The 25,455-nt window shown below is 38.3% G+C and carries 33 protein-coding genes; 10 read left to right on the top strand and 23 right to left on the bottom strand.

Going from position 1 to position 25,455, the window contains the following annotated elements; genetic code table 11:
- Nucleotides 1-36: 36 nt before the first annotated feature.
- The 3 genes from MKY46_RS09445 to MKY46_RS09435 all read right to left on the bottom strand — a co-directional run bounded on the left by MKY46_RS09445 (nt 37) and on the right by MKY46_RS09435 (nt 1,470).
- Nucleotides 37-162, bottom strand: coding sequence for a hypothetical protein (locus tag MKY46_RS09445; RefSeq protein ID WP_255358833.1), 126 nt, complete (start codon nt 160-162; stop codon nt 37-39).
- Between the two features lie 209 nt (nt 163-371).
- Nucleotides 372-851, bottom strand: a complete 480-nt coding sequence (locus MKY46_RS09440; protein ID WP_340834023.1) for a hypothetical protein — start codon at nt 849-851, stop codon at nt 372-374.
- 22 nt (nt 852-873) lie between these two features.
- On the bottom strand, nt 874-1,470 hold the full coding sequence (locus MKY46_RS09435; protein WP_230593955.1) for a hypothetical protein: 597 nt from the start codon (nt 1,468-1,470) through the stop codon (nt 874-876).
- A gap of 426 nt (nt 1,471-1,896) precedes the next feature.
- On the opposite strand from MKY46_RS09435, the gene MKY46_RS09430 reads away from it, so the two are divergent.
- Nucleotides 1,897-2,124, top strand: coding sequence for a DUF3923 family protein (locus MKY46_RS09430; RefSeq protein WP_089932368.1), 228 nt, complete (start codon nt 1,897-1,899; stop codon nt 2,122-2,124).
- 77 nt (nt 2,125-2,201) lie between these two features.
- Here MKY46_RS09430 and MKY46_RS09425 read toward each other — a convergent pair whose 3' ends face one another.
- Both MKY46_RS09425 and MKY46_RS09420 read right to left on the bottom strand, forming a co-directional pair.
- Nucleotides 2,202-3,128 carry a PD-(D/E)XK nuclease family protein gene (locus MKY46_RS09425; protein ID WP_340835648.1) on the bottom strand — a complete coding sequence of 309 codons (927 nt, stop codon included), beginning with the start codon at nt 3,126-3,128 and terminating at the stop codon, nt 2,202-2,204.
- Between the two features lie 21 nt (nt 3,129-3,149).
- Complete coding sequence (locus MKY46_RS09420) at nt 3,150-3,890, bottom strand: sulfite exporter TauE/SafE family protein (protein WP_340834022.1); 741 nt, start codon at nt 3,888-3,890, stop codon at nt 3,150-3,152.
- Between the two features lie 91 nt (nt 3,891-3,981).
- Here MKY46_RS09420 and MKY46_RS09415 point away from each other — a divergent pair, with 91 nt between their 5' ends.
- On the top strand, nt 3,982-4,482 hold the full coding sequence (locus tag MKY46_RS09415) for a DUF1648 domain-containing protein (RefSeq protein WP_036127545.1): 501 nt from the start codon (nt 3,982-3,984) through the stop codon (nt 4,480-4,482).
- A gap of 65 nt (nt 4,483-4,547) precedes the next feature.
- On the opposite strand, the gene MKY46_RS09410 is transcribed toward MKY46_RS09415, so the two are convergent.
- From MKY46_RS09410 to MKY46_RS09385, 6 genes are all read right to left on the bottom strand, one after another.
- A complete protein-coding gene (locus MKY46_RS09410) occupies nt 4,548-5,177 on the bottom strand; it encodes a type 1 glutamine amidotransferase family protein (protein WP_340834021.1) in 630 nt (209 codons plus the stop codon).
- 45 nt (nt 5,178-5,222) lie between these two features.
- Complete coding sequence (locus tag MKY46_RS09405) at nt 5,223-6,212, bottom strand: helix-turn-helix transcriptional regulator (RefSeq protein ID WP_340834020.1); 990 nt, start codon at nt 6,210-6,212, stop codon at nt 5,223-5,225.
- Between the two features lie 98 nt (nt 6,213-6,310).
- Nucleotides 6,311-6,943 carry a hypothetical protein gene (locus tag MKY46_RS09400; RefSeq protein WP_058844974.1) on the bottom strand — a complete coding sequence of 211 codons (633 nt, stop codon included), beginning with the start codon at nt 6,941-6,943 and terminating at the stop codon, nt 6,311-6,313.
- An 8-nt stretch (nt 6,944-6,951) separates the two neighbouring features.
- On the bottom strand, nt 6,952-7,119 hold the full coding sequence (locus MKY46_RS09395) for a hypothetical protein (RefSeq protein ID WP_170829807.1): 168 nt from the start codon (nt 7,117-7,119) through the stop codon (nt 6,952-6,954).
- A complete protein-coding gene (locus tag MKY46_RS09390) occupies nt 7,112-7,297 on the bottom strand; it encodes a hypothetical protein (protein WP_340834018.1) in 186 nt (61 codons plus the stop codon). Before MKY46_RS09390 ends, MKY46_RS09395 begins: the two co-directional genes overlap by 8 nt.
- A 169-nt stretch (nt 7,298-7,466) precedes the next feature.
- Nucleotides 7,467-7,655, bottom strand: coding sequence for a hypothetical protein (locus tag MKY46_RS09385; RefSeq protein WP_340834016.1), 189 nt, complete (start codon nt 7,653-7,655; stop codon nt 7,467-7,469).
- Between the two features lie 70 nt (nt 7,656-7,725).
- Here MKY46_RS09385 and MKY46_RS09380 point away from each other — a divergent pair, with 70 nt between their 5' ends.
- Nucleotides 7,726-8,418, top strand: coding sequence for a class I SAM-dependent methyltransferase (locus tag MKY46_RS09380; protein ID WP_340834014.1), 693 nt, complete (start codon nt 7,726-7,728; stop codon nt 8,416-8,418).
- A gap of 115 nt (nt 8,419-8,533) precedes the next feature.
- Here MKY46_RS09380 and MKY46_RS09375 read toward each other — a convergent pair whose 3' ends face one another.
- Complete coding sequence (locus MKY46_RS09375) at nt 8,534-8,974, bottom strand: GNAT family N-acetyltransferase (protein ID WP_340834013.1); 441 nt, start codon at nt 8,972-8,974, stop codon at nt 8,534-8,536.
- Between the two features lie 111 nt (nt 8,975-9,085).
- Here MKY46_RS09375 and pdxR point away from each other — a divergent pair, with 111 nt between their 5' ends.
- Nucleotides 9,086-10,474, top strand: coding sequence for a MocR-like pyridoxine biosynthesis transcription factor PdxR (gene pdxR / locus MKY46_RS09370; RefSeq protein WP_340834011.1), 1,389 nt, complete (start codon nt 9,086-9,088; stop codon nt 10,472-10,474).
- Between the two features lie 40 nt (nt 10,475-10,514).
- On the opposite strand, the gene MKY46_RS09365 is transcribed toward pdxR, so the two are convergent.
- On the bottom strand, nt 10,515-11,738 hold the full coding sequence (locus MKY46_RS09365; RefSeq protein ID WP_141903155.1) for a GNAT family N-acetyltransferase: 1,224 nt from the start codon (nt 11,736-11,738) through the stop codon (nt 10,515-10,517).
- Nucleotides 11,735-12,463 carry an AAA family ATPase gene (locus MKY46_RS09360; RefSeq protein ID WP_036127582.1) on the bottom strand — a complete coding sequence of 243 codons (729 nt, stop codon included), beginning with the start codon at nt 12,461-12,463 and terminating at the stop codon, nt 11,735-11,737. Before MKY46_RS09360 ends, MKY46_RS09365 begins: the two co-directional genes overlap by 4 nt.
- Before the next feature lie 583 nt (nt 12,464-13,046).
- Between MKY46_RS09360 and MKY46_RS09355 the strand changes: the two genes are divergently transcribed.
- Together MKY46_RS09355 and fumC are read left to right on the top strand one after the other, a co-directional pair.
- Nucleotides 13,047-13,262, top strand: a complete 216-nt coding sequence (locus MKY46_RS09355) for a hypothetical protein (RefSeq protein ID WP_089932385.1) — start codon at nt 13,047-13,049, stop codon at nt 13,260-13,262.
- A 281-nt stretch (nt 13,263-13,543) separates the two neighbouring features.
- On the top strand, nt 13,544-14,935 hold the full coding sequence (gene fumC, locus MKY46_RS09350) for a class II fumarate hydratase (protein ID WP_058844968.1): 1,392 nt from the start codon (nt 13,544-13,546) through the stop codon (nt 14,933-14,935).
- A gap of 137 nt (nt 14,936-15,072) precedes the next feature.
- Here the strand turns inward: fumC and MKY46_RS09345 are convergent, their stop codons facing one another.
- The 3 genes from MKY46_RS09345 to MKY46_RS09335 all read right to left on the bottom strand — a co-directional run bounded on the left by MKY46_RS09345 (nt 15,073) and on the right by MKY46_RS09335 (nt 16,812).
- Complete coding sequence (locus tag MKY46_RS09345; RefSeq protein WP_089932390.1) at nt 15,073-15,267, bottom strand: hypothetical protein; 195 nt, start codon at nt 15,265-15,267, stop codon at nt 15,073-15,075.
- Between the two features lie 515 nt (nt 15,268-15,782).
- Entirely contained in the window at nt 15,783-16,016 is a 234-nt protein-coding gene (locus MKY46_RS09340; protein ID WP_340810925.1) for a hypothetical protein, read from the bottom strand.
- Between the two features lie 19 nt (nt 16,017-16,035).
- A complete protein-coding gene (locus MKY46_RS09335) occupies nt 16,036-16,812 on the bottom strand; it encodes a hypothetical protein (RefSeq protein WP_340834009.1) in 777 nt (258 codons plus the stop codon).
- Nucleotides 16,813-17,084: 272 nt separating this feature from the next.
- Here MKY46_RS09335 and MKY46_RS09330 point away from each other — a divergent pair, with 272 nt between their 5' ends.
- The 3 genes from MKY46_RS09330 (at nt 17,085) to MKY46_RS09320 (ending at nt 18,549) form a co-directional block, all read left to right on the top strand.
- Nucleotides 17,085-17,576, top strand: coding sequence for a DinB family protein (locus MKY46_RS09330; protein WP_036127607.1), 492 nt, complete (start codon nt 17,085-17,087; stop codon nt 17,574-17,576).
- 349 nt (nt 17,577-17,925) lie between these two features.
- Nucleotides 17,926-18,105, top strand: coding sequence for a hypothetical protein (locus tag MKY46_RS09325; protein ID WP_340834007.1), 180 nt, complete (start codon nt 17,926-17,928; stop codon nt 18,103-18,105).
- A gap of 255 nt (nt 18,106-18,360) precedes the next feature.
- On the top strand, nt 18,361-18,549 hold the full coding sequence (locus tag MKY46_RS09320) for a hypothetical protein (protein ID WP_089932394.1): 189 nt from the start codon (nt 18,361-18,363) through the stop codon (nt 18,547-18,549).
- A gap of 202 nt (nt 18,550-18,751) precedes the next feature.
- On the opposite strand, the gene MKY46_RS09310 is transcribed toward MKY46_RS09320, so the two are convergent.
- From MKY46_RS09310 to MKY46_RS09285, 6 genes are all read right to left on the bottom strand, one after another.
- A complete protein-coding gene (locus MKY46_RS09310; protein WP_271913066.1) occupies nt 18,752-19,180 on the bottom strand; it encodes a hypothetical protein in 429 nt (142 codons plus the stop codon).
- A gap of 611 nt (nt 19,181-19,791) precedes the next feature.
- Nucleotides 19,792-20,697, bottom strand: a complete 906-nt coding sequence (locus MKY46_RS09305; protein ID WP_340834004.1) for a DMT family transporter — start codon at nt 20,695-20,697, stop codon at nt 19,792-19,794.
- 16 nt (nt 20,698-20,713) lie between these two features.
- Complete coding sequence (locus MKY46_RS09300) at nt 20,714-21,259, bottom strand: GNAT family N-acetyltransferase (RefSeq protein WP_340834003.1); 546 nt, start codon at nt 21,257-21,259, stop codon at nt 20,714-20,716.
- Nucleotides 21,249-21,782, bottom strand: coding sequence for a cysteine hydrolase family protein (locus tag MKY46_RS09295; protein WP_340834001.1), 534 nt, complete (start codon nt 21,780-21,782; stop codon nt 21,249-21,251). Before MKY46_RS09295 ends, MKY46_RS09300 begins: the two co-directional genes overlap by 11 nt.
- A 107-nt stretch (nt 21,783-21,889) precedes the next feature.
- Nucleotides 21,890-22,840 carry a stalk domain-containing protein gene (locus MKY46_RS09290; RefSeq protein WP_051891755.1) on the bottom strand — a complete coding sequence of 317 codons (951 nt, stop codon included), beginning with the start codon at nt 22,838-22,840 and terminating at the stop codon, nt 21,890-21,892.
- A 411-nt stretch (nt 22,841-23,251) separates the two neighbouring features.
- Nucleotides 23,252-25,021: a glycerophosphoryl diester phosphodiesterase membrane domain-containing protein gene (locus tag MKY46_RS09285; RefSeq protein ID WP_058843713.1), complete on the bottom strand. Its 1,770-nt coding sequence runs from the start codon at nt 25,019-25,021 to the stop codon at nt 23,252-23,254.
- Nucleotides 25,022-25,245: 224 nt separating this feature from the next.
- On the opposite strand from MKY46_RS09285, the gene MKY46_RS09280 reads away from it, so the two are divergent.
- Nucleotides 25,246-25,455, top strand: a complete 210-nt coding sequence (locus MKY46_RS09280) for a hypothetical protein (RefSeq protein WP_089932408.1) — start codon at nt 25,246-25,248, stop codon at nt 25,453-25,455.

Raw genomic sequence — 25,455 nt, 5'->3', positions numbered from 1 at the left:
AATACAGCGTTTTAATTTACTGTTACACGGCATGTTTTATCGCTGCACAATATAGCCCACCTTACGAGGTACGACTACATTTTTCTTTTCCACACTTTTGATAGCTTCATCTACGGTCTTTGGTGTTCCCAAAAGCTCAAACATAGACATTTGTTTACTCATCTACATCCTCCTCTATTATGTCAAAAGGAATACGTTCTCTACTATTTGTATATGTTGAACGAATCAATTTTATACTAGGAAATTGTGTTCCCACACAGAGTGCTAGAGTAGTGATGATAACGAGTAAACTGTAATGTAGAAGCATTAATATCCACAACCCATCCTATCTGGTTCAGCTAAGGTTGCAACTGTTTGGAGTGGCTAACGGTTTAACCTTTATGCTTTAGAAATGCTAATACATAAGCGATCCAAATGACTGTAAAATGTAGCGCAAGGAAGGTCCATCCAGTAAAAAAAATAGAATTGGAATAAGTGTTCAACAATGGAATTTCAGCTATTTTCGTAACTAACTGATTATGTTCAAACACGAACACTCTTAGCTCTTGTGCTTTTTTCAAAGTCCATGAATAGACAATACTTGGAAACAGAAAGGATAGCACTATCATGCTGTAAAATGACATCGTCTTCATCGTTTTTAGAGCCAGTCTATTGGCAAGTTTATATGTACCCATAATGGAAACAATGAAGAACGGTGTGAAAAATACTAAGGGAAAGAGTCCTGGATTACCATTACTTATACCATTGGAGCTTCCTATCACAATTGGTTCAGTGAAAACATGTATAAGACTAAAAATGATAGCCGTTATGATTAGGCTGGTAGCATAGTAAAACCATGATAATTTACTCATACTTTTCCCCCTCCTTGACTATTTATAAAGTTCTTTCATTGTTTCCATCCAATAATTTAACCTGCACATTGGACGAACCTCCACCATAAATAGGATGGGGAACTTTTGATAAATCGAGTAATTTCTTCAGATGAATCAATTTTTCACGATTGGCCTCGATTGTCACATGATATGGACCTGCTATATTCATAAGTGATGATATACGCACATCTTCTTTCGAGAAATGGCTATCTAAAAATACTAAATCAAATGACACAGCTTCATTGTTTCGATTATGTAAGATAAGGGTACAATCCCCATTCATTAAATCTTTGCTCACCATCTCAAAATCACAGTTGCCATCCCCTTTGTATGAAATGGCCATAATACCAGTAGCTAAGGTTTCTTGATACGCCATTATGAGAAAATGGGGTAAAAATGAATAGAGTAACACTACGGAAACAATTGTTGTAAGGTGATATTTGTTTATGCTCCTAGCTAGTAAAATCATCGCAAATATAAATAAAATCGAGCCAATGATGCCGAGCAACACATAGCCATCTTGTGTTTGTATAGGAAAAGACATAAAGGAAGATTGGGCATGCATCACTTCATTAGAAGGATATGGAAAAAAAGACACATACATATACCTAAAATTACGATTGAACGAATAAGCGCCCTTTTATTATTAATCATTTTCTCCCCCCTCTCCAGAAAGTGTTTTGAAATTGTTTGGGCATTGCGAAGTCTCCTCACTTGTTACCAGTGCTATACCCATTAAGTGATGGTTAGATGATTTCTTATGTAACATACTCTCTCTCCCTTTTATACCTAAATATTTACATATACCAAATTTACCATATATACCCTAAATAAGGAATAAAGCCTTTTTAGCTCTAGACAAATGGCAAAATTGTTTTACCTTCTACACACCAACCGAAGAGTAATAAGTCAATCCGTCTCAAGGCGGAGAGGTAACACCGTCTAAAGTGTGTTTCCAAAAACAAACAAAAACACTATAATAAAACCATAAAAGGAAATTATAAATAGGAAGAGGATGTTCATTTTGTTTACGAAAATTATATGGTGGGCTATAAATATTGTATGGTTATTGATTTTTTCTGCCCTCGCAGTATTTATTGGGGTAAGAAATGTTGATGCTGCTGGGATGGTGCAAACTCCTGCCATTAAAATGGTGTCATTCATTATTTTGGGCATCGTGTTTCTAGTTGTTATGCTCATTCAGCTCATTTTTCTCTATTTTATTAGGAAAACCACTACAAAGGTCTCTTGAAGAAGTACTGGATTGTCATCCCTAAATGACATAAAAAGAAGCGAGTGGCTATTTTAGCACTCGCTTCTTTTACTTTCTCACCTTGTCCCACACAACTCTCTAAAATTACAACCTCGACAATGCCATTTTTCTTGTGTTTGTTCGAAATCTTCCAAGTCCACAGGCTCGTTAGAAAAAATATCGGCTTGGTATTTTTTCATTGCTAAGACACTGCGTTGAAATGTATGCAAAATATTATCCATATCGTAGGCAGTAAACCTATATTTCTTCCGTTTTCCCGTTAATAAATATTCGTTATAGACCTCAATTTGCTCCAAGGATACACGGTATTTTTGCTGAACATAGTAGGCGTAGAGCGCTAATTGCTGGCGGTCATCATCAGACTCCCCGCCCGTTTTCCAGTCAACAATAATCCATTTATCTGCTCGTTCATCATAATAATGAAAGTCCATGACGACGAATACTTGGATGCCGTCGATTTTCATCGAGCGGAATTGCTCTGGTTCCCCAATACGGAGAGCGCCCTTTTGTGCCGTGATTTGTTGGAATGTTTCGCTCATCAAAAAATGGTCAAACACAAGCTGTAAACGTTCTTTATAGTCCTGCACAAGCTCAGAAGAAAGTGTGCCGTAATAATAAATTTCCTGCATCATATAGTATTTATTCGGCTTTTGCCTCCAAAACTCCACATGGCGTGTAGAATCAATAAAGGCTGCATTAAGCTGTCCACGTGCCCCTTGCATCAGCTCCTCCAGTGTAGAAGCTTTCCCTGTCTGTAGATAATCATTAATGGCCTGTTCAATATATCGGTGGACAATTTGCCCAAATAAAATAGGCATCGATTGTAGCTTTTTTAAGCGATACACCAGTTGATGGTAAGGCTCTACATTATAGCTGAGCCATCCGTTATGTGAAAAATAATATTCATAGCCATATTTGCGAGCGCAGCTTGTCAATGTTTTATGACGCGAGAGTGACCACGAAAAGGTTGGGTATGGTGTTATTTCAAACAGGATAATCGCCTCCTAAAGCTGATGGATAAAATCATAAAGAAGCTGTACAATCAGCACAATCGTTACGATCCGCAATAATAGCTTCACTTGATTCGCATTCACTTTTCTTGCAAGCACGAGCCCAATTTGTGCACCAATCGTTGAGCCAATCATCAAAATAAGTGTTAATAGCCATTCAATTTTTCCCGTCGCAATATACGTAATCGCCGCTCCTGAGCACATGGCAAATACCCCCACCCGTGAGAGCCCTACTGCTTTGATATAGGAAATCTTCTCATGTGCATATGTATAAAGAGCTAATGTGCTACTGCCAGGGCCAAACATACCATCATAAAAACCAACCCCAAGAAGGATTGGACCGTTTTTTCGATTCATTGTAAAGCATTCATTGTCACCAAAATCAGCCCCACCCATAAAGGACATGATGAGTGCAAAGCCTAGTAACATAATGGCAATGAATGTCAATGTTTGACTGCTCATGAACGAAGCGAAAAGTCCACCAAGTGTGCCTCCAATCAAGGATACAAGTAGGACAGCACGCATTTCTGTCCAGGCTAATTCTTTTCGTTTATAAATCGTATAAAAACTGGAAAAGGCACTCACCATATTGGACACTTTATTCGCGCCAATAGCCGAATGGACGGGCACGCCCATAAGCATCATGGTAGGCAAGGTAATTAAGCCGCCACCACCCACTAATGTGCCCACGACATTCCCAATGATGCCAATTAGTAAAAACAACAAGTATTCCATAGTATCCTTCTTTCTCTAACACAAAAAGCAATCATTCTATGTTACAGTATAACAGATTAACATTTTGAATGATGAGAAATGAGGGGCAAGGATGCATACACAACAAAAAACACCCACACCGCGCTTTTGTCACCAGCTGACTGTTATAGCGGCCACTATTTTTGGAGCTGGCATCACCGCCACTCTAATCCAATATTCAAAGCTCCCTGCAACGATTCCTGTCTTACAAAGCTTTACGAATGAGCAAGCCCAGTTTGGACCGAAAATTGCGATCTTTTATTTACCCTTTATCGCACTTATGCTATTTTTACTTTTACATTATTTAGAAATGAAAGCTGCCTACCCTGTCATGCGCAAAAATAAAGCACCCCTGTCCCATAGACAGCGACAAAATGGCATTATGACGTTTTGTCTCATAAAAAATAGTATATTATTATATTTTACTTATTCCCTTTTCAATGACCTGACAGTGGCACTAGGTCACGAGCGTATTTTACAGCAGTGGCATGCCTACCTATTTCTTTTCGTGTTAGGCATCCTCTTTATTGGTGGCATCGTACGAGGCATTTTGTTGGAAAAGAAAATGCGATAATGTATCTCTTTATATAAGAATAAATTTAGGAGCATGTTGTTACACATGCTCCACTGAGACCTTAATTATTCAATAGAAGACATTAATTCAAAATAGTCTTTTTTTTCATGCGTTTGATAAAGATTCAACCACGCCTGTAATGTTTCTAGTCTAAACACGTCAAGTAGCCTCAAAACATGAACAGCAAATTCCAGTGGGGCTGTACCTGATGCCGTAACTAAATTTCCATCCGTTGTAGCAGGGCCTTCCTCAAAATGTTTATCCCCTATATAATGTGGACAAAACATTTTCAAGTATTCTAAATCGTTGCTTGTATGTTTTCTTGAATCTAGCAAACCAATCTTTGCGAGACCCATAGTTGCGCCACATATTGCAGCTATGATAATTTCTTCGTTCAACGCTATGGATACTTTCTTCAATAGAGGATCATGTATAGACTCAAGCCATGTATTGCCTCCTGGAAGAATTAAGACATCCGTACTATTCAATTGACATTCATCAATGGAAATAGTAGGAAGTATTGTAATTCCTCCCATCGTAGTAACAGGGCTTCTATCAATACCTACCGTAATTACCTCAAAAGCCGCTAATCCTTTTTTAAAATACCTTCCTGAATTCAGTTCAGCAATTAAATAGCCTATTTCCCAGTCTGACATCGTATTAAATACATAAAGATACACTCTTCTTGTATGCATAATAACCACTCCTTTTAAATGAATTACGCTTATTATAAAAAAACTTCACTGACATTCTCCGTCAGTAAAGTTTTCAACTTGATAAAAATTAATTAGCTCATAAAGTACGTCAATCATTTTTTGCTTTAAGCTTATTGGTTCTACTATTTGTATTGATTTTCCATATGGTAATAGCAAATAGGGAACATATTTATGTAACGCTTCTTCCTCTACTAGAAATATCGCTTTCTTTGAGGTCCGTTCTTTGAGGTGATCCCTTAAAAACCAATGCTGACTTATGTCATCTACCGCATCCGTCTTACCACAAATGATGAAAGGTGTAAGTTCCCGTTTATCTTCTACTTGTGGTAGAATGCTTTTCATAAAAAAATCACTTGCCGAGAAAGGTTGTGGTCGCTGGAAGGTAATGGCTGTTTGGTTCATATTGATAATGCGGCTTACTTTAAAATTACGGATCTCCTTCCTTAAATGACAATAGGCAATGACATACCAGCTATTATTCCAATAAACTAAGCCATACGGGTTAATCAACCTATGTTTAGGTTGTTCTTCATTATTTGTACGGTACTCCATTTCAACAGATGTTTCGTTTACTATACTTTCCTCTATTTTTTTCAATATCGGCTCCATAGATGATTGAGCATTAGGACTTACAATTTCGAATCCTTCTAAATGTTGCTTAATCATTTCATCTTGCTCTTGATTTGAAAATTTTGTTAGCTTTGATGTTGCACTATTTAATGCCTCATCTAAAAAATAACCAGCTTCTTTTGCAAAAATAGCAGCATGAAGTAATGCCGCTTTCTCATCAATATCAAATAGAAGAGGACTTTTAATAAAATTATTCAACAGGGTATACCCTCCGTTATGACCTGCTTCTGCTATAATCGGTACACCACTGGCAGAAAGTGCGTCAATATATCGGTATACTGTCCTTATATTCATCTCTAATTTTTCAGCTATTTCTTTCGCGGTAATTTTCCTGCCTGCATGCAGCATCCATAGAATCTGCATCATATGATCAATTTTAGACAATCATTGTCACCTCATAAAATCATTTTTTCATTTATTGTAAGCTACACGAAAACAGGCTACTTGATACCGTATGTACTGGTTACCAAGTAGCCCAACTATTATTGAATGACCAAATCTTCTTCTAGTTGCTTGAAATTATGTATAAGACCATATTTCTGTATGCCACGAGCGTGTTCGATGCTCGCATCTGCAAATTGGCGAAACTTTGCTTGATCCTTTACTGTATAGGCATAGACTGCTTCGATTGCGGGTTGCATCCACGGTTGTGTTAGTTTATCACTTGTCATGTCAGCTGTTCTGCCTTCGAGAGCAGCGATATAACAATGTGCATAGCTAGCTAAAGGTTCTTTGCCAATTTTTGTTGCCGCTACTTTCGCGTCACCTAAGTTCTCTTCCATGATTGCTTTAATAAATTGATAATTATACTTTACGGCAGGTTGCTTGTAATAGTCGATGATAGCATCAACTGCACGAATCTGTTCTTCCTTCGTCTCATAAGCATTGGCATAAAGTGCAGCAAAGATGGGTTCTTTTCTATGTTTTTTCACCCATTTATCCACCTGCTCCATATTGTTGGTGCGATATAAAATATGTATATGACGATAAATTACCCCTATTGCGAATAACGCAAATATCCCGAGTGAGATGGATAGTCGAACACCTGCTAATGACAGCGTAATCGCTAAGATAATAACCGCTCCATAAAAGAATGTTAGATTTACAATTTTCATATTGCCTCCTACTGTAATTTTCTACGCATTTTACGAGAAAAAATATAGCCTGCCCCTATAAAAAAGATCAAGGCCATCACTTTCATGATTGGAATAATAAACAGCTTGCTAATAAGGAATACAACGATAATATAGTAGACAACCATAGCTAGTAAAAACAATGTTAGCTTATTCACGAGGCTCACTACCTTCCTTTAGAGCCGCTTCAATCGCCGCTAACGCTTTTGGTCCCATCCCATGTAAATGAGCTAGTGTCGTAAGGTCCACTTTTTCCAGCTGCTTCAATTCTGTAAAACCCGCTGCCTGTAATGCACGAATTGCTGGTTTTGCTACTCCCTTAGGCCATTCTGTCATGCTTGCACGTCCCTTCACGAAAAAATCTTCTCTGCCCTATTATGCAAGCGTCCGCCAAGAAATGCAAATAAGTCAAAATGTCATCATGATAGCATTGGAAACATAGAAAAACCTGCTGCTACCAAAATCGCGATACTATGAAGCCTCCTGTCATCCGTTCATTCATCTATCATATGACATAGCCCGCAAATGCCGTCATAAGCACGGCTAACAAGGTCACATGAACGGGAAGTGTCCCCACAACGTAGCTCCATGGACACAGCCAAACACGATGCCCTGCATGAAATTGCTCATTTGAAAACCAAAAGGCTTCGCCAATCTCTTTTATAAAAAGCGATTTCTTTGTTCTTTCAATCATTTTCATTTATACTCAATTACAGACAATAAGGGTCTGTAATATATATAATAAAGCAATGGAGGCTATATCGATGGATAAACTATCAACACATTTATTAGAAAAGGCACGTACATATGAGCAAAGTACTCGTATTTCGGTGCCTGCCTATGACACATTATTTGCCGTGGCTCAAGCCTATTTCCGTTCTCATTTAGGTGAACAAGAGGCATCCCTGCTAGTTGTGGGGGCTGGCGGTGGCAATGAACTTTCCGCATGGGGACCAACGAACCCTCTGTGGACATTCACAGGCATTGACCCAGCTGTGGAAATGCTCCAAATCGCTCAACACAAGGCCGTACAACTCCAATTAGAAAGCCGAGTTCGACTGCTACAAGGAACTATTGAGAGCTTGCCACAAACCACGCCAAAATTCGATGCGGCCAGCTGTATCCTCGTCCTTCATTTCATTGTAGATCGTCAGGAAAAACTACATCTACTTCAAAACATTCACGATCAATTAAAGCCCGGAAAACCATTCGTCCTTGCTTGTGCCTATGGAGACCGAGAAAGTGACGAACTACAAGATCGCATCAAAATCTGGCAAAGTGTCTTTTTAGACGCTGGCTACACAAAAGAGAAAGTAGAAAATATGGGCAAAGTCATCATGAATATCTCTTTCATTTCCGATCAAGAAACCCAACAATTATTAAGTGAAGCTGGATTCAAAAACATTACCCGCTTTTTCTCCTCTGGTCTTTTCGCAGGCTGGATGAGTCATGCCTAGCACAAGGCCCCGCTATGTCTAATTAGACATGGCGAGGTCTAGCACTTTCGTCCTTTTATGAGCAATCCCATCACCAACCAATCGAGCTCCACGCTTAAGCAACCATACAGCTTAATTACCAATAAATACCATAATAATAGACATTGTTATCAATCGTCATGCCCATCTTTTCATAGAGCTTCTGTGCATTGATGTTATCCGTTGCAGTTTCAAGCATCATGTAACGAGCATTTTCCTGCTTACAGTAGACGTAGCATTGTTCCATTAAAGCCTGTGCCACTCCTTGTTGTCTGGCTTGTTTGGCGACAAATAAATCGTTTAAGATAAACGCTTTTTTCATGGCTACGGATGAAAAGAGAGGAAATAATTGAGCGAACCCTACTGCCTCATCCTCCTGATACGCAAGAAAAATAATGGACTCTGCCCGTTCTATTCGCTCACGTATAAATTGCTCCGCTTTCTGTATATCAGACAATTGCCCATAAAATTCCCGATAGGCATTAAATAAAGGCACAACATCCTCAATGGTCGCCTGTGTCACTGTACAAATTTTCATGTTTCGATTCCCCATTTCTTTTTCATTGTTCTTCTTATATGATGGTAGTAAATAATCTGACATTCCAAAAGAAACAATTTCAAATATTTCAACATGTCAAGGTGGTATCATATGGATGACTTTATCTTTCTATTAACAGAAAAAGAGGCTAAATATAAACAAGTGTATCAGCAAATGAAAATACTCATTACACAAGGAACACTTCAAACAAACGATTCTCTGCCCTCCATTCGAAAATTAGCAGAAACGTTACAGGTTAGCCGTAATACAACGTTAACTGCTTACGAACAGCTTGTAGCTGAGGGATATATACGTGGAGAAGGACGCAAAGGCTATTTCGTCAATGCATTAGAGCCAGTTTTCTTGCAGGAACAGGAACAGGAACAGCCAGTTCTATCACAGCCAACCAGCAACACAACATCATTGCTTGTAGATTTTCGTGCTGGGGCTGTTGACCAGACATATTTTCCTATGAAAACATGGCGTCAATTAGCCAATCAAGTATTACAGGAACCATCATGCTATCAATATGGAGAGCTATTTGGAGATCCCTTGCTCAAGGAGCAGCTTGTACCGTATTTACTACAAGCAAGAGGCGTATCGACAACGAGCGAAAATATCATGATCGGCAGTAGTACACAGCAAATGCTACTGTATGTGGGCTTTTTATTAAAAGACCATTTCCTAAGTGTTCTTTTAGAAGACCCTGGCTATAATGGGGCGCGTGAGGCCTTTCAGTTACATCGTTTTGTCATAGAGACATTGCCAGTAATGGAGACTGGAGCACAACTTGATATACTTAAACATTGTCAATCACGCTTATTGTATGTCACCCCTTCACATCATTTCCCATACGGTGTGTCCATGACCATTCAGCAGCGACAAACCTTAATTCAATGGGCGCAGCAAGTCAATGGCTATATTCTTGAGGATGATTATGATGGCGAATTTCGCTATACACAACAACCATTTCCTGCCCTTGCCTCGATCGACCCTTCAAAGGTAATCTATCTCGGCACCTTCTCAAAATCGTTTTTACCTGGTGTACGATTAAGCTATATGGTCTTGCCGAATACGCTAGTACAGCCATTTAAAGAGCGCTTTGCTCATTTTGAACAAAATGCCTCGTCCCTTCATCAACGGACAATGGCCCAATTCATGGCACAAGGGGAATGGACACGTCATATTAAACGAATGCGCTTGACGTATAAACAAAAAATGCAGCACCTTGTTCAGGAGCTGCAACGACAATTTGGTCCACAAATAGCTGTATTGGGCGAGCAATCGGGGCTTTATATAGTAGTGAAGGTCAAGTCTCCGCTTTCAGAACAACAGCTCATCCAGCGAGCCGAGACTTATGGTGTGAAGGTTTATCCAACAAGCCCGTTTTTTATTAATCAAACAAGTGAGGACCCATTGCTACAATTAGGATTTAGTAAGTTAACAATGGAAGAAATCAAACTGGGTGTCGAACGGCTAAAAGAGGCATGGCAGCCATAACTGGCAACGTTATGGCTCTCCCCCTCGCGCACTAAAAGGCTTAAAAATAATCAATAAATGTTGGGATACCCACTGGTAGGACGGCTTCAAGCAACGCAATTTCCTCAGCACGACCCTGTAGCCGTTCAATTTTTTCTAAATAATTTGGGCGTTTATAGCCTAACAGCATCGTAGCCAATGTTTGCACAGTTAAATGAACAGCATTATCGTTTAACGTCTCACTTACCTTTTGCACAGACAGGTTTCCATCTTTCATTTTGATGATGAATGTACCATTATTCCACGCCACAACGCGATCACTGACAGCAAGCTGAAGCTCGAAATCCTGACCGACAAAGGGATAGCGTAGTAAAAACTCTTTGACATCGACAATTCTCGCCATGAAATAAGGAGAGACCTTTTGAATAATCTCGCTATCCTCTAATAAAAAGGCCACAGCTTCATTTCCCGTTGTTTTCCCGTAAACATTATAAACCATCGAGCTATGTGCCGAGACAAAGTTCCATAAGCCTTTACGAGCCTCTTCCTGTAAATAAACGATTTCATCAATGTAATAATTTTCCTCCATTATACGGTAGAACATATAGCCCTGCGCTACATCGTCTTCATCATAATAGACTGCTGCCTGTAGTTGGACATCGCTATCAATGAATTTCTCCTCCCAGAAATCCTCCTGAAATTTTTCATTCCACGCAATACTATTGCGCACCATTACCCCGTGCGTTTTCTGTGCGTAACGTGCGTAAATATCTACAACATCTTCATGTTTGGGATCAACACGACGAATTTTACCATTGAGTCCCGCATAATGCGGAAGCTGTGTATCCTTCACCTGAAACTCTACAATATCGCTCATAATTTCCCATCCCTTTTTGCGATAATAAGGGATAGAATATGGAAATAAATAGGAAATGCATTGTCCTTCATTTCGCATACTTTGCAGGCTTTCAATAATCAAGCTCTCCATTAAGCCATGCCCAGAATACTCAGGGTATGTGCCAACTGCTGTGATGCCGCCCATTTCATAAATTTTGCCATGTACATTAACCTCAAAAGGTAGACTTAAAATTTGGGATACAAGCTGTTTGCCATCAAACCAACCAATGGCATGCCCTTCATTAAACTGCCTGCTCTTGGCATTTACAAAACGGCGATCCTTGTGAATGGACATAGACATCTGAAATACATAATTCAGTAAATCAATGGATTGTGCCATTTCGTCTAATCGAATTTCTCGCATGACTAAGCCTTTTCGTTGATTCATAATTCCCTCTCCTCATCAAATAACTCACGTAAAATGGATTGCGGTGCATCTAAAAAACGTTTAGTGACGATGTAATGAATGGTATCCTCATAGCGAATCGATTCAATCTCTCCTTCATCAAAACTATATATTGTAGCATTGGGATAGCCCAGTAAAATGGGCGAGTGTGTGGCAATAATAAATTGGGCTTCATGCTCTAGATCCTTGATAATTTTCAGCAGGCTTAGCTGCCTCGTTGGAGACAATGCTGCCTCAGGCTCATCCAATAAATAGATAGCTTTGCCATTAAAACGATTCATAAATAATGCAAGAAAAGATTCACCATGAGATTGGTGGTGCAACGACTTCCCACCAAAAGCGTTATATTTCCTTGGATCTTCTAACAAATCAATATGACTGGCAAATTGATAAAATGTTTCTGATCGTAGAAAAAAGCCATTCGAGATTTTCGGCATCCACGACAAGCGGATATATTCACCCAGTGAAGACTCTGCCTTATGTACGTCATATAAATTCTGGCGACCACCACCCGCTGTATTAAAATCGCAGCGATCTGCAATTGCTTCAAGTAATGTTGATTTCCCCGACCCATTTTCTCCAACAAAGAACGTTACATTTGTCGGAAACTCCAGCTCATATAAATCCTGCAAGCTTGGGATATTAAAAGGATACATTTGTTTATTCGGAATCGTGTCCTGTAATACCTTACATGATTTTAAATACATCTCGTTTCCTCCTTTCTCTTATTATAACGAACATCGCCCTAGCTGAAACATAATACACCTATCTCACGAGTCAAAAGAAAAATAAGAATAGTCAATCAAATCATAAACACATTATATTTCTCTAAAAGAACCCATCTGAATCCCTAATCAAATCATTGTCTGAAATAGCTTACGAAATCCTTACTATTCCCTCATAATCCTATGAGATATATTTCCCGAGAAATAAATAAAGGATATGTCGAAAGTTGCAATTCTCATACGTAGAATTATGTCATATTTTTGATTTTCAAATAAAATAAAACCTTTTGTTGGTGAAGTATTTCAGAATGAACCACGCTTTCTCCGCAACAATCATTGGTTTTCCTAGCAATTGGCTCATTTCAATGATTTTATTGCGCAGACATTTTGGGAGATTACTTATGGGGAATGCTTTATGAGCAATTTGGAAATCTCGGTGAGCGAGTCCCTTCAATTGATGAACGCTTAAAGAAGCTCCAATCTAATCAACCACTTCACCAAAAGTTCTATCTACTATGCCCCACTCATAAATTGAGTAACATCAAATGTTAGAAGGAGAAGAGCGATGTTTGTGACTCATTTTTATGAAAACAAGACGTCTGTTTTAAGCCAATTGCTCGTTAAACTGCCTACAGTGGAAGAGGATATTCGAATTAAAGGGCGCAAAGCCAAGGTGATAGAGGTACTTCAAATGGATGACCATAATTTTCAGGTAAAGGTTTTATTTGAAAAAATCCCTAAAAAACAACCGTTGAAAGAAATCGGAAAGAAAAAGAGATAACGCCTCACAGCGCCGTTTATTTCTTAGAAATTCGGGAAAACCAAAGATAACGATTGCGAATTATTCTCATCATTAATTTCTTCAAGAAAAACCGTTGACTTTTTAATTGATAACAATTATCATTATCAGTAGATTATTTCTTTTCTCCAAATTGCTTAATTCAGAATCCCCCTCTTTTTTGAATAAGCATGTATCAAACGGATATTCTTACATCAGACTAAGAGTATCCGTTTTTATCTGTATATTAGGAGAGTTTTACATAATAAAGGAGCTGTTTGAACATGGATTATCGTATTGAAAAAGACACAATGGGTGAAATTAAAGTACCTGCTGATAAAATTTGGGGTGCGCAAACACAGCGCAGTAAAGAGAATTTCCAAATTGGTACAGAGCAAATGCCGATTGAGCTTGTGCAAGCCATGGCTATTTTAAAGAAAAGTGCTGCGATTGCGAACAACAAACTAGGCAAACTTTCTGATATTAAAACGAATGCCATCGTACAGGCTGCAGATGAAATTTTAAATGGTCAATGGGACGATCAATTCCCACTTGTTGTTTGGCAAACAGGTAGCGGTACACAATCCAACATGAACGTGAATGAGGTCATTGCACACCGTGCGAACCAATTATTAAAGGACGCTGGCGAAGCTGATATTGTTCATCCAAATGATGATGTCAATAAATCACAAAGCTCAAATGATACATTCCCAACAGCATTGCATATTGCAGCTGTGTTAAAAGTGGAAGATTACTTATTACCACGACTTCGTCTATTAAAATCAACGTTAGAAGACAAAGCAGCTCAATTTAAAGATATTATTAAAATTGGTCGTACGCATTTACAGGACGCGACACCTCTTACATTGGGTCAGGAAATTAGCGGCTGGGCAGCCATGCTAGCAAAATCCGAGCATATGATACTCCAAAATATTGACTATATGAAGGAGCTTGCGATTGGTGGCACAGCTGTTGGTACTGGTATCAACGCTCATCCTGAATTTGGTGATCGTGTAGCAGCAGAAATTAGTGAACTAACAAGCAAACAATTCACATCGGCTGCGAATAAATTCCATGCCTTAACAAGCCATGATGAAGCTGTTGTTGCTCATGGTGCATTAAAAGCATTAGCAGCTGATTTAATGAAAATTGCTAATGACGTTCGCTGGCTTGCGAGTGGCCCTCGTTCTGGTATTGGCGAAATCACAATCCCTGAAAACGAGCCAGGCTCATCGATTATGCCAGGTAAAGTAAACCCTACCCAAAGTGAGGCTATGACTATGGTTGTCACACAAGTAGTCGGCAATGACGCGACAATTGCCTTCGCCGCTTCTCAAGGGAACTTTGAACTAAACGTCTTTAAACCCGTTATTATTTACAACTTCTTACAATCGACTCGCCTATTAGCCGATACAATGAAATCATTTAACGACCATTGTGCTGTAGGCATTGAGCCTAACACAGAAGTACTAGATCATAATTTACAAAATTCATTAATGCTTGTAACGGCATTAAATCCATACATTGGTTATGAAAACGCAGCAAAAATCGCGAAAAAAGCGCACAAAGAAGGCACTACTTTAAAAGCAGCAGCTATCGCAAGTGGTTTACTAACAGAAGAGCAATTCGATGAATATGTCGACCCAGCAACGATGATTTATCCAAACGTCAAATAAAATAAATGCAAGTTGATATATCAATGTTTTAGATCATGTCCCCTATTTTGAGCCTCGGCTAGAAAATACGGTATGATTGCACAAGAAAAAAGATTGGAGCTAAAAAGCTTCAATCTTTTTCTTTTTGAAGCCCATCATTACTCTTTAATGATTTGCCGTTTTCTATAAAAAATCAGAGCTAAACTCGCAACAATTAAAACGAATATACTAGCAATCAAAAAGAATAAAGATAACATTCTCTTTTCTCCCCAGTTGTTAAATGCTTGTGAGAAGCCAATAAAAGCCATCAAAAAAGATAGTACCAATTGTAGCTTTGAAACTTCTTTAAACAATAGCATACCCACCTTCTTATTCACCTGATAATATGAGGTATTAAATGCAAATGGAGAATAATAAAACCGTTGGAATGTGAGTGGATGCCCTACCAACAGATGTAACTTAACTGTAAAAACTGATTTAACCTGTTAAGCTTTTGGTATTGGCCCTACTTAGTCAATTTCTTTTTAAGTAATTTATTATTAGATATAGCAACTTCTATAATATAAATCATACATATTGCTAAAAATAATAGAGACCAATTGATTTTTCCATCCAGTAAAAGCGTATAGATAACTGAAATCACACAGTATAATAATATAATACTAGCAATAACTATGCCTTTTTTATTCTTCATTTTCTCAACCACTTTCTCTTTTCTACAAGCTACTAATATCAAAATATCCTAACTTCATTATACAATATTTAACCATTTTTGTATTATTAAACATATTATATCTGAGCATCGATAATGAAAAAAACACCTGCCGAAGCAAGTGCATTCTAAAACATCAATCCAAAATTGGGCACATTAATAAAAGCATTGTTCTCCAGAGTACACGCTTAAATGTTCAATGGCTAATGCTATTGCACCTTCCTCCGTTTCAACCAAAGTCAAATCTTTTTTTATTGGACGCCAATACTCATATCCATACTCTTCTTGCCACATAAATACTTCTATAGTATAGAGACAATCCTTACGTTTAATAATTTGAACTTTATATTGGCTACTCTGAGACATTATTTCCTTTATCAATTGTTCCATCCATTCACACTGTCATCCTTTAGCTCGCTCGCCTACATTGTATAGCGCTTTCTTTTTCAATAATCCCCTTTTGTATTGTCACTTTATTTATTTTCACTCCATTTTCTGGCGTATCAGTCAACATTATATGGATTCTATCAAAAGGAACATCACCATGATGTGCACTATAATTTAACGCACTTGCCTGAACAATATGTCTCCTTGTATTGCCATCTATTGTTTCAACTTTATCGATTTTTGGACACATGATAAAATCTGCGTAAGTTTCATCGAGATAGGAAAAATATTTGCTATATAAAGTTTCTTCAAGCAACTCATCTTTTGGTGCTCCAACACTTTCATATTTCCAGCCAACTAAGAGCCAATCATAAAGTTCTTCTGATTTCAATCGAAGCTTTTTATTATTACTTGTATAGATAACCTCACCATCTGCAATCGTGCATGTTTTTACTTGGTTTTGGGATACACAATTATAAGCTGGTTCAATAACTGCAACGTCTCCGTTTTTTAGTTTTATTTTCATTATCGAGATGATGGAAGTTTGATTTAACTCTAACTCATTTGCTTCTTCGGAAGGGCTTGATGTATTTATCCAGTTAACAATCTTATCGATAATCACTTCCTCATATCCATCATTTTCCTTAAACAAACGAGTTTCCCCGTTTAAACGATTTACTTGAATAAATGAAACATCTACTTTTTCCAATTTTGGTTGAATACTCGCCTTTACTAATAGCAATTGTATCGGGAAAAATAATCCAAAAATCACCATGACTAGTATGACTAACCTTCTCAAGAATTATCGCCACCTCTAATGTAAATTTTGTAAGTATTTTTCCCTTATATTATAAATAAATACTTAAGCAAATCCATCAGATCCCGATACAAAACAGAACGTCATTCAATAGCCTTTCTTGTTCTTCTAACCTGCACTGAGCCTAAGCAACTCAATGCTCTTTAGTTAACGTCCCTGTTAGTATATTTTCACTCCTATATACTCTTTTCGGAAAATTTGATAAATTAATAGTAAGTCATGTTTAGAAGGTTACAAAAGAGGAGGCTATCTCAATGAGTAAAAAGGAACTCTTGCAAAATGGAGTCAATCAAGTTTTTTTCGAAGAAGAATGGTATCCACCACTATCAGAAGCATTAAAGAATCTCACTGCTGCACAAGCATGTTGGCAACCAGAAGGAAAGGCCGCTAATACGATTTGGGAAAATACTAACCATTTACTAGCCTTTAAAGAGCGCTTACTTTCTCGCTTACATAAAGATAACTCATTTGTTGCTCCACAAAATAATGATGAAACGTTTGTCCAAGGTGGAGCGAATGATGAAGATGCTTGGCAAGAAACAGTGAAGCGAACCCTTCACGTACATGATGCCTTACAATCTTCATTAGCTTCCCTTCAAGAAGCAGAATTGGATCAACCTAGTCCTTCTCTTCCAGTTTGGCAACAATATCTAAATATCCTTTTGCACGATGCTTATCATACAGGACAAATTGTACAACTTCGTAAACTACAAGGTTCATGGCCAGCTAAACGCTCCTATTTATAAACGATGCTTAAAATCGCTTGACTATTGCATACAACAAAGCGATTTAAAAGCAAATCTGACTGTTATATCAAATAAAATCCCAATTTCCTAGTGTTCAAATTGAGGAATTGGGATTTTTTTCAACTCACAAATAGCGCTTTTTTCTGGAATAATTATAGCTAATGAGTTACTAATATTCATCACACTTTATATTTGTATGCAACTTGAACGATTAACTGAAATTTATTTTCCCCTCGCCTTAAACTACTATCCGTTTAGCAATCTGTTCCTTCCCCTAAAGAAAAGGCACAATTCTTTTAGCAGAATCGTGGCTGGTTGTTAAATTTTATTTTTAAGGGAGAGCTGTTGATTGCTTTGGCTAAAGCGTTTCTATTATTCAAAAGCTGTAACAGCGATGCTCCATACAATTAATGCAAAAGAGATTGTTAACCAAACTGTGTTAGCAGTAGTTGGTTGTTCTTTTTTTACTTTCTTTATTATTTCTACAAGGTTTAGACAAAATATAATTGCTAAAATTGGCATTAAATAAATACTAATGAACACAAATACTATCATATATGAATCGTTCACCTCCAAAATAATTATACCAAATTCTAACAATTGTACGATTATTAAACCAAACTGCCCTGGCAGTTTAATAATATCTATACTCGTTTTATTTTAGGCTGGTTTCGTAAAGATTATTGCTTTTTTATAAATCAATAAATGTGCAGTATAATAGAAACAGGTAGATTGAAATATCATATTTGACAATATATTAAAGATTAAGAAAGGAAGGATGATCATGACGAAATTATCTTATAGTGGTTTAAAATATGGAGAAAGTGGTGTGGAAATAAAAATATTGGTGGATGTACAAAATGATTGGTGCGAGATAACGCATACCAAGAAAGTGTCACAAGTAATGAATAAATCAACTGGGGAATATATCACAGTAAATCGAAACACCTTGAAATGTGAGATTGTTTCATAATACGAAACAAATAAACTTTTTGCAACTAACTATACCGATATACTAACACAATGTAGACAAGACAAGCCATCCGAGAAACGAGTTTCGCGAATGTCTTTGAGTATCTTTGCAATATCCTAGCATTCTTCGGGGACGATTTTATTCCGATCGACTTCCAATAAACAATTCTAATAAAGGGTGAGGCTTTTCGCTTCAATCTTTATTAGAATTGATTTTTTATTGTAATCAAGTATTTTTCATTCATTTCGAGCTGGTCGATTGAGAGTTGGTCTAACAGGAGCTCGAATTTCTTTTCGCTATCCTCCCCTTCTTCCCCCTTCCAGCAAATGTAGATTTCGCAATAATCACCTTTTGGCAGAAGTTTTTTCAGGAAGTTACAAACAAGAAGTAATGTGCTTTTGGATTTTTCGTAGTTATGTGGCGAATGCACTTTATTGTCGTTATGCATTTGCCAAATGGGACTCCCTTTTGCTTCAAGCTCATATAGGTATGGCGTTGTAAAATGTTGATGCTGAAGCATTTGACGCTCTTCGCTACTAAGGAACAAATCTGTTATTTCAACTTCATCTTCCATATCGTCGTCATTTATTGCAGCCTGGAAATTTAATCCTATGTAGGTTACCATGCTCATTTCATTCATTCTCCTTATCAAAAACACCCTGTAAATGTACAGGGTGTCAGCAACGTAGCTGTTGGTATCGTAAAAAGACGTGCATTTTTGTACGATGTTCTAAATTCCTTACCTGTGTCACCATGCCATAGGTCACTCTCTGAAGCAATGGCTTGAAGGACATAGGCTTCAAGCGACGGGTTGTCCGCTTCTTTTTGTAAGGGTTGCTACCGTACCATGTTAACTGTAAAGGCTGATGCTTTGATGGTTTGATATTGCGGTGGTGTTTTTTGTTCAATATACAGTGTTGTGTAATATGCATCCGCAATGACAATCAAATAAATAATGAATAATAATCGTTTTGTTCAATGGTTCAAAAAATATTTCTCCCTTTTTTCAAATCTGCTATTAAAACTTGTCTACTTAATCATACGAGCAACACGAAAAAAGGTTTCAACATTTTATAAGGGAGACAAATTTTCGTCCCCCTTACGTCTGCAAACTTCTGCCACCATCATTTTCCCAACGGTCAATGTCCCAATGATCCTCTTCTTTTTCTCTGCTACTTGCCATTGTACTCGATTGAACGAATGACATTTTGTCCTCACCCTTTTCAAGCGTTCTTCTCTATTTTATGAAGGGGAGGAGGTTTTCGTTCCTCGTAAAAAAGGCTTAAATTGAAAGCCTAAGGCAATTGCAGCTCCTATACAGCTAGAGAGGCAGCCTATGATTAAATACAGATTAAGCGTAGATTCCCCTATGACAACAGAAGCAATCCCGCCAATCACAGGGAACAACGCAACCATGTAGCCACTCTTCGCCCCGCCAATTTTTTCTACTAGCTTTAAATAAAATAGCCAGGCAAGAAATGATGCGATGATCGTTAAATACAGTAGGGCTGATAAATAGGTAATGGATGTAGGCAAGACGATTTTTTGTCCTTGTATCCAGACAATACCACACATGACTACACTGCCGACTGTAAAACCAATGGCATTGGCATAAATGGGGTCAATCTGGCGCTTTGCATTTCTTGCAGAGCTTGCATCCCCGATTGCTGTTAGAACAGTACCGAGTAAAGCAATTAGGACCCCTTTTAAATCAGCCAAACCTGAAAAACTATGTAAAGTGGGATAGATTAATACCCCAACACCGATTACCCCTAAAATACCACCGATTAAAACGCGACGATGTAATGGTTCTTTAAGAAATATTCGAAGAGCAATGGGCGTTAAAATTACTTTTAATGAAAAAATTAAAGTGACAATCGCAGCGGAGCTCAACATCGTCGCATAGTATAGAGCTAAATAACTGAAGGCAAAATTACAAATACCAAAGACGATAATAAATGGAAAATCGTGCTGCTGCGGCTTCCCCTGTGGTTTCATCAACCAAGCAAGTAGGCCAAATAAAAAAGCAGTTATAACTAAACGATAGGTTAAAGATAATTCTAGACTGACTGGGGTTCCTTGAATCTTTACTGCAATAAAATTAAGTCCCCAGACAATTAAACAAAAAATATACATAAAATTGGTCATATCTGTTCCTTCTTAACTAGGGTTGCCATCTACCCATTATGATTGTGTGATAGTACTTACCATCTGCAAGGCATTTATCATTTTTCAAAATACCTTCTACTGTAAAGCCCCATTTTTCATAGAGCTGTATAGCTTTTTCATTCGTTTCTAGCACTTCTAATGCCATTTTCCGTACACCATTGGCATCTGCCCAATCAATAGATACTTGTAGTAGAGCTTTTCCAATACCATAGCCCCAAAAAGCCTTCCTAACACCGACGCCAAATGTTACTTTATGGGCAAGTCTCTTTAATGGAGATCCCTCACATCTGGAGTACCCAACGATTTGATCACCTACAACCGCTACTAAACACAGATTTTTCGGACTTGCTGTATCCTGCTGAATAAGCTGCTCGAAGCCCGCTTGATCGATCAATGCCTCCCCCTGCTCTCGGTCGAAGTTTTCTGTTTCACCGTCCAATTGCAGGCGCAAATCCGATAAAGCTTGAGCATCCTCAAGTTGTGCACAGCGAATAATATAGTCTAGCTCTTTTATATGAAACGCTTTTTGGTCAATGAGCATTTGGGAACTCCTCAACTGGCTGAATTTTTACAAAGCGATTACGCCATACGGATTCGTGATGCTGAATAATCTGAGGTGCTGCGAGTACTTGACTATGTAAGGTGCTATGTGCATCTTCGACTAAAATATTATGATGGTAGCCATGACTAAACGCGCTGCGAATCGTCGTATCAAGACAAAACTCTGTTTGAGCACCTGCGAAAATCAACTGATCGATGTGCTGTTCGTTCAAATATTGTGCAAGATCCGTTTGATAAAAAGCATCCCAAGTTGTTTTTTGAATCACTTTATCTTGTGCCTGTCTAAGCAGTCCATGATACAGCTCCCACCCTGGCTGACCCATTGCAAAATCAACATCATTGGCCTCTGTATGTTGAATAAAAATAATTGGGACTTCGTTATGACGTGCCCATGTGATTACCGTATTGATATTTTTAATAATCGTTTCATCATTCCATAGATTTTGTTGGCTATCCAAAAAGAAAGCCTCTTGGATATCAATAATAATGAGTGCTTGCTTCATAACGTTCTCCTTTATGCTTCGACTTTTCTTTTTCATTGTACTGAATTTTCCATTAGAAGGAAATAAAAAAAGAAGTACCCAGCGAATTGCCAGATACTTCAATGTCATTATTTCATTAGTTCTTCTGCTAATTCAACAGGTACATATGTTTTGCCAGCTTCTAATAAAGCGGGCGCTACTTTAAATTGGCGAAGCGCTTTATTATAGCCATATTCCTTTTGACCACGAGTAATGGTATAGGAAACGGCACCTTTCGAAACAATAGCACCTTTTGGCGTAACTTCTACTTTAAAGCCAAGTTCTTCTGCGATTAATCGTAGTGGCACCATTTTCGTCCCTTCTACTTCATAAAAGTCTTTCTTGATGATTTCTTGAACAGCTGGATTCGATGGTGCTGGTTCAGGAGTTGGCTCTGGATCTACTTCAACTGGTTCTTCCTTCTCGATCGTGTCCAACACGATGACTTTAGAAGGTGGTGTTTGAGCAGGAATACTCATCGTAGCAATTGTGTAGAACACGGCTAAATGCTGCTCTTTTAAATCATCCAATTTTACATCTTTACCAGAAGCACTTACTAATTTAGTATCTTCTCCAACATTTAATTTTAAGTTGTTGTCTGTATCGATTAAATTTTTATCGAAGAAATCAACTTCCACGCTACCCATTGCTTCTGTTTCAACAATAATTACTTCTGGGTTATACTGCGGTGGATAAATTGCAAGCATAGGTTTTTTCGCATAAGAGTAAGCCGACACCTTATCCCCTTTTTGAAGCTTGACTTCTTTTCCTGTATTATCGAAAATGAATGACTCTTTATTAGCGATGACAATGTTCGTATTGTCACCGTCCATTACTGTATAGGACGTTCCGTTTTCACGAACATCTACATTCTCCACTGTACCCGTTACTTTAATAAAAGTCGGCTGCACTTGTTGCTCCGTAGTTTCTGCGTTCGTCACCACAGCCTCACCTTCGTTAGCTGATGCAGTTGGAGCTCCAATCGCGCCCCCTAATAATAATGCTGACATAGCAAATGGTACGACTTTCGTCATTTTCATAAAAAAGCATCTCCTTCATATCTCGAATTCATAGAAGTAGTCGCCTCTGCATGAAAAAGGTTACAATCTGACCGATTTTTTTATTTTCAGCGAAGTCACACTGCTCTTGAACGGTTGCATATGATGAAACGCTTATGTTGTTCGCTTTGATTTGAGGGCATCTGGATGTTCGCTTTACTTTCGCGAGTATTCGCTTGCCTTCCGCGAGTATTCACTCTCCTTCCGCGAGTATTCACTCTCCTTCCGCGAGTATTCACCTTCCTTCCGCGAGTATTCACTCTCCTTCCGCGAGTATTCACTCTCCTTCCGCGAGTATTCACTCTCCTTCCGCGAGTATTCACTCTCCTTCCGCGAGTATTCACACTTCCTCCGCGAGTATTCACTTCGCTCGCGAACGTTCACTTCGCTTCCTCAAAAGATAAATCGCAGTCGATTGAGGATGCGCTGTAAGAAGTATTGATGTTCGCTTTGTTGTGCTCTTAGCTCGCGGGCGACGTCGGGGTGGTCGGTGATGACGCCGCTGACGTTTTTTTCAATAAAGGTTTGCAAGGAACGGTCGTCATTGAGTGTCCAAACAAATAAGTCAGTTGGGTGCTGCTTTAATTCCTCAATCAGCTGCTCGGTTACCCAGGATTCTTCTAATGCGATAAAATCAACATTTTCCTCCATTGGTCCGATGTTGAGTGCATAGACAATGCCCACTCGCAAATTGGGCACCAATTTTTTTAATTGCGCCATTTTCTGTACATCAGCGGATTGCACATAGTAGGAATCCAGCACCTTGTATTGACGTAGCTTCTCAACTAATTTAGGTAAAACATCTTCCGTTTCTTGGCCGTGCACCTTTAATTCGATTAATAACGCCACATCTAACGCTTTGGCAATTTCGATACAATCCTCTAAAGATGCAATTTTATCGCTATAGCCATTTTGGTGAATGGTTAATGACTTTAGTTCACTTAGGGTCATATTCGCAATGACACCATTTTTACCGGCTAGCCGTCTTAATGTTCGATCATGAAAGACAACAAATTCACCATCTACGGTTTGCTGAATATCGATTTCAATTAAATCTGCCCCCGCATTCGCTGCATTTACTAACCCGCTAATCGTATTTTCTACATTACCTGCAACATAGCCTCGATGGGCAATAATTTTAGTATCTGGGGCATAAACACTTTTCTCTAAAGAATTGATGTTCATCATACTTAATACGATAAAAACGATGAAACTGATCAATAGTAATGGCTTATAGCGTCGCTGTCTCTTGGTAGCCACTCTGACTTTGCCTAGCACTGGCGTGTTATACGTAATGGCAACCATGACTTGTGAAAACATAGCCTGTAATAAACTAAATAGCACTACAAAGACCATTTCCAACAAGGCAAGTGTAAGCCCCGCTGTGACCAATGCTGCGCTCGGCATTATGCGCTCTATTAAATAGAGCGGAAACGTACTGATGACCGTTATTCCTAGCATCATTAGCAAATGACCTGTTAAAAGCATCGCTAATAATACTAACAGTTCAAATAAACCTCGTTTAGAAAAACGCCAGCTTTGCTTAAAGGAACGTAGAATCGAGATGTTGGGCTGAATTGTAAAAATTGGTAACGTTAAAATACTACGAATGCCAATCATCACTACGATGCTTGCCACCGCAGCATATGCTAGCCTACCAGCTCGACTGCTCATTATTTCGTCTGTTAAAAAATGTGGCAGAGAAACGGATTGCGTTAAGGTAAGTGGTAGCATAAAGGAAGCTAATGGCATTAATAGGGCAAGATAGACAATTAAAAATAAGACTTGGACACTAAAAAAATAAATAACTTTTCGATTCAATTGCTGCCATAAAGGAAGAAAGCGATAGCGCATCCCCCTTTGCTGATGAAAGGCCATGAGAAAGAGGAAGCCCATTTCATAATAAACAAATAATAAAAACAGCAAAATTAATAGACAAATCATCATGATGACAAAGGGATGCGCCACAAAGCTTTGCCAATTTTGCTCAGTAATATGTGTATACCCTGTTACTCGGAGCATGAGCTTCAAGACGATCGAGGTTACAGGGATTATCAATAAAAACTGAAAAATTCTAATCAATGCGAAAACTTGTACATAATCTAACCGATACGCATAAATATTGTGGACAGCCTGTCGCATTACTTGTCCTGCCTTGTGCACGTACTCACCCCTGTCATGCTGTTAGAATAGCTCTCTTCTAACGTATGTTCAAATAGCTATAGCACAGTACTGAAAGCCGCTAAAATAGCAATTTGTTCAAGTATCCTATGCATCAAAGTAAGAGAAGATTTGTGTATTTATCGTGACTTTCTCCATTTTTTTGAAACTTTTCATGTTGCTATCCAGTATATAACTAGATACCCACTAGAGAAAGGAGCGCAAACATGAAATTCACTCTTGGCGATATCATTAGTACAACTGTTCTTTTATGTATGTTTCTAGCTATCTTTTTCGTGATGATTCATATGATTAAAAAAATGAAGTCAACCGTCCCTGTGCCTCCTCCACCAACCATGCAACAGCAAGTAGAGGACTTAACAAAACGTGTATCGAGCTTAGAGCAGCAAGTAAAAAATTTTGCTGACAAACAATAG

Origin of the sequence: Lysinibacillus sp. FSL M8-0355, from assembly GCF_038008985.1 — a bacterium.
Classification (GTDB): Bacteria; Bacillota; Bacilli; order Bacillales_A; family Planococcaceae; genus Lysinibacillus; species Lysinibacillus fusiformis_D.
Note: the sequence above shows the minus strand (reverse complement) of the source record. Positions and strands in the feature narration are given on the sequence as shown.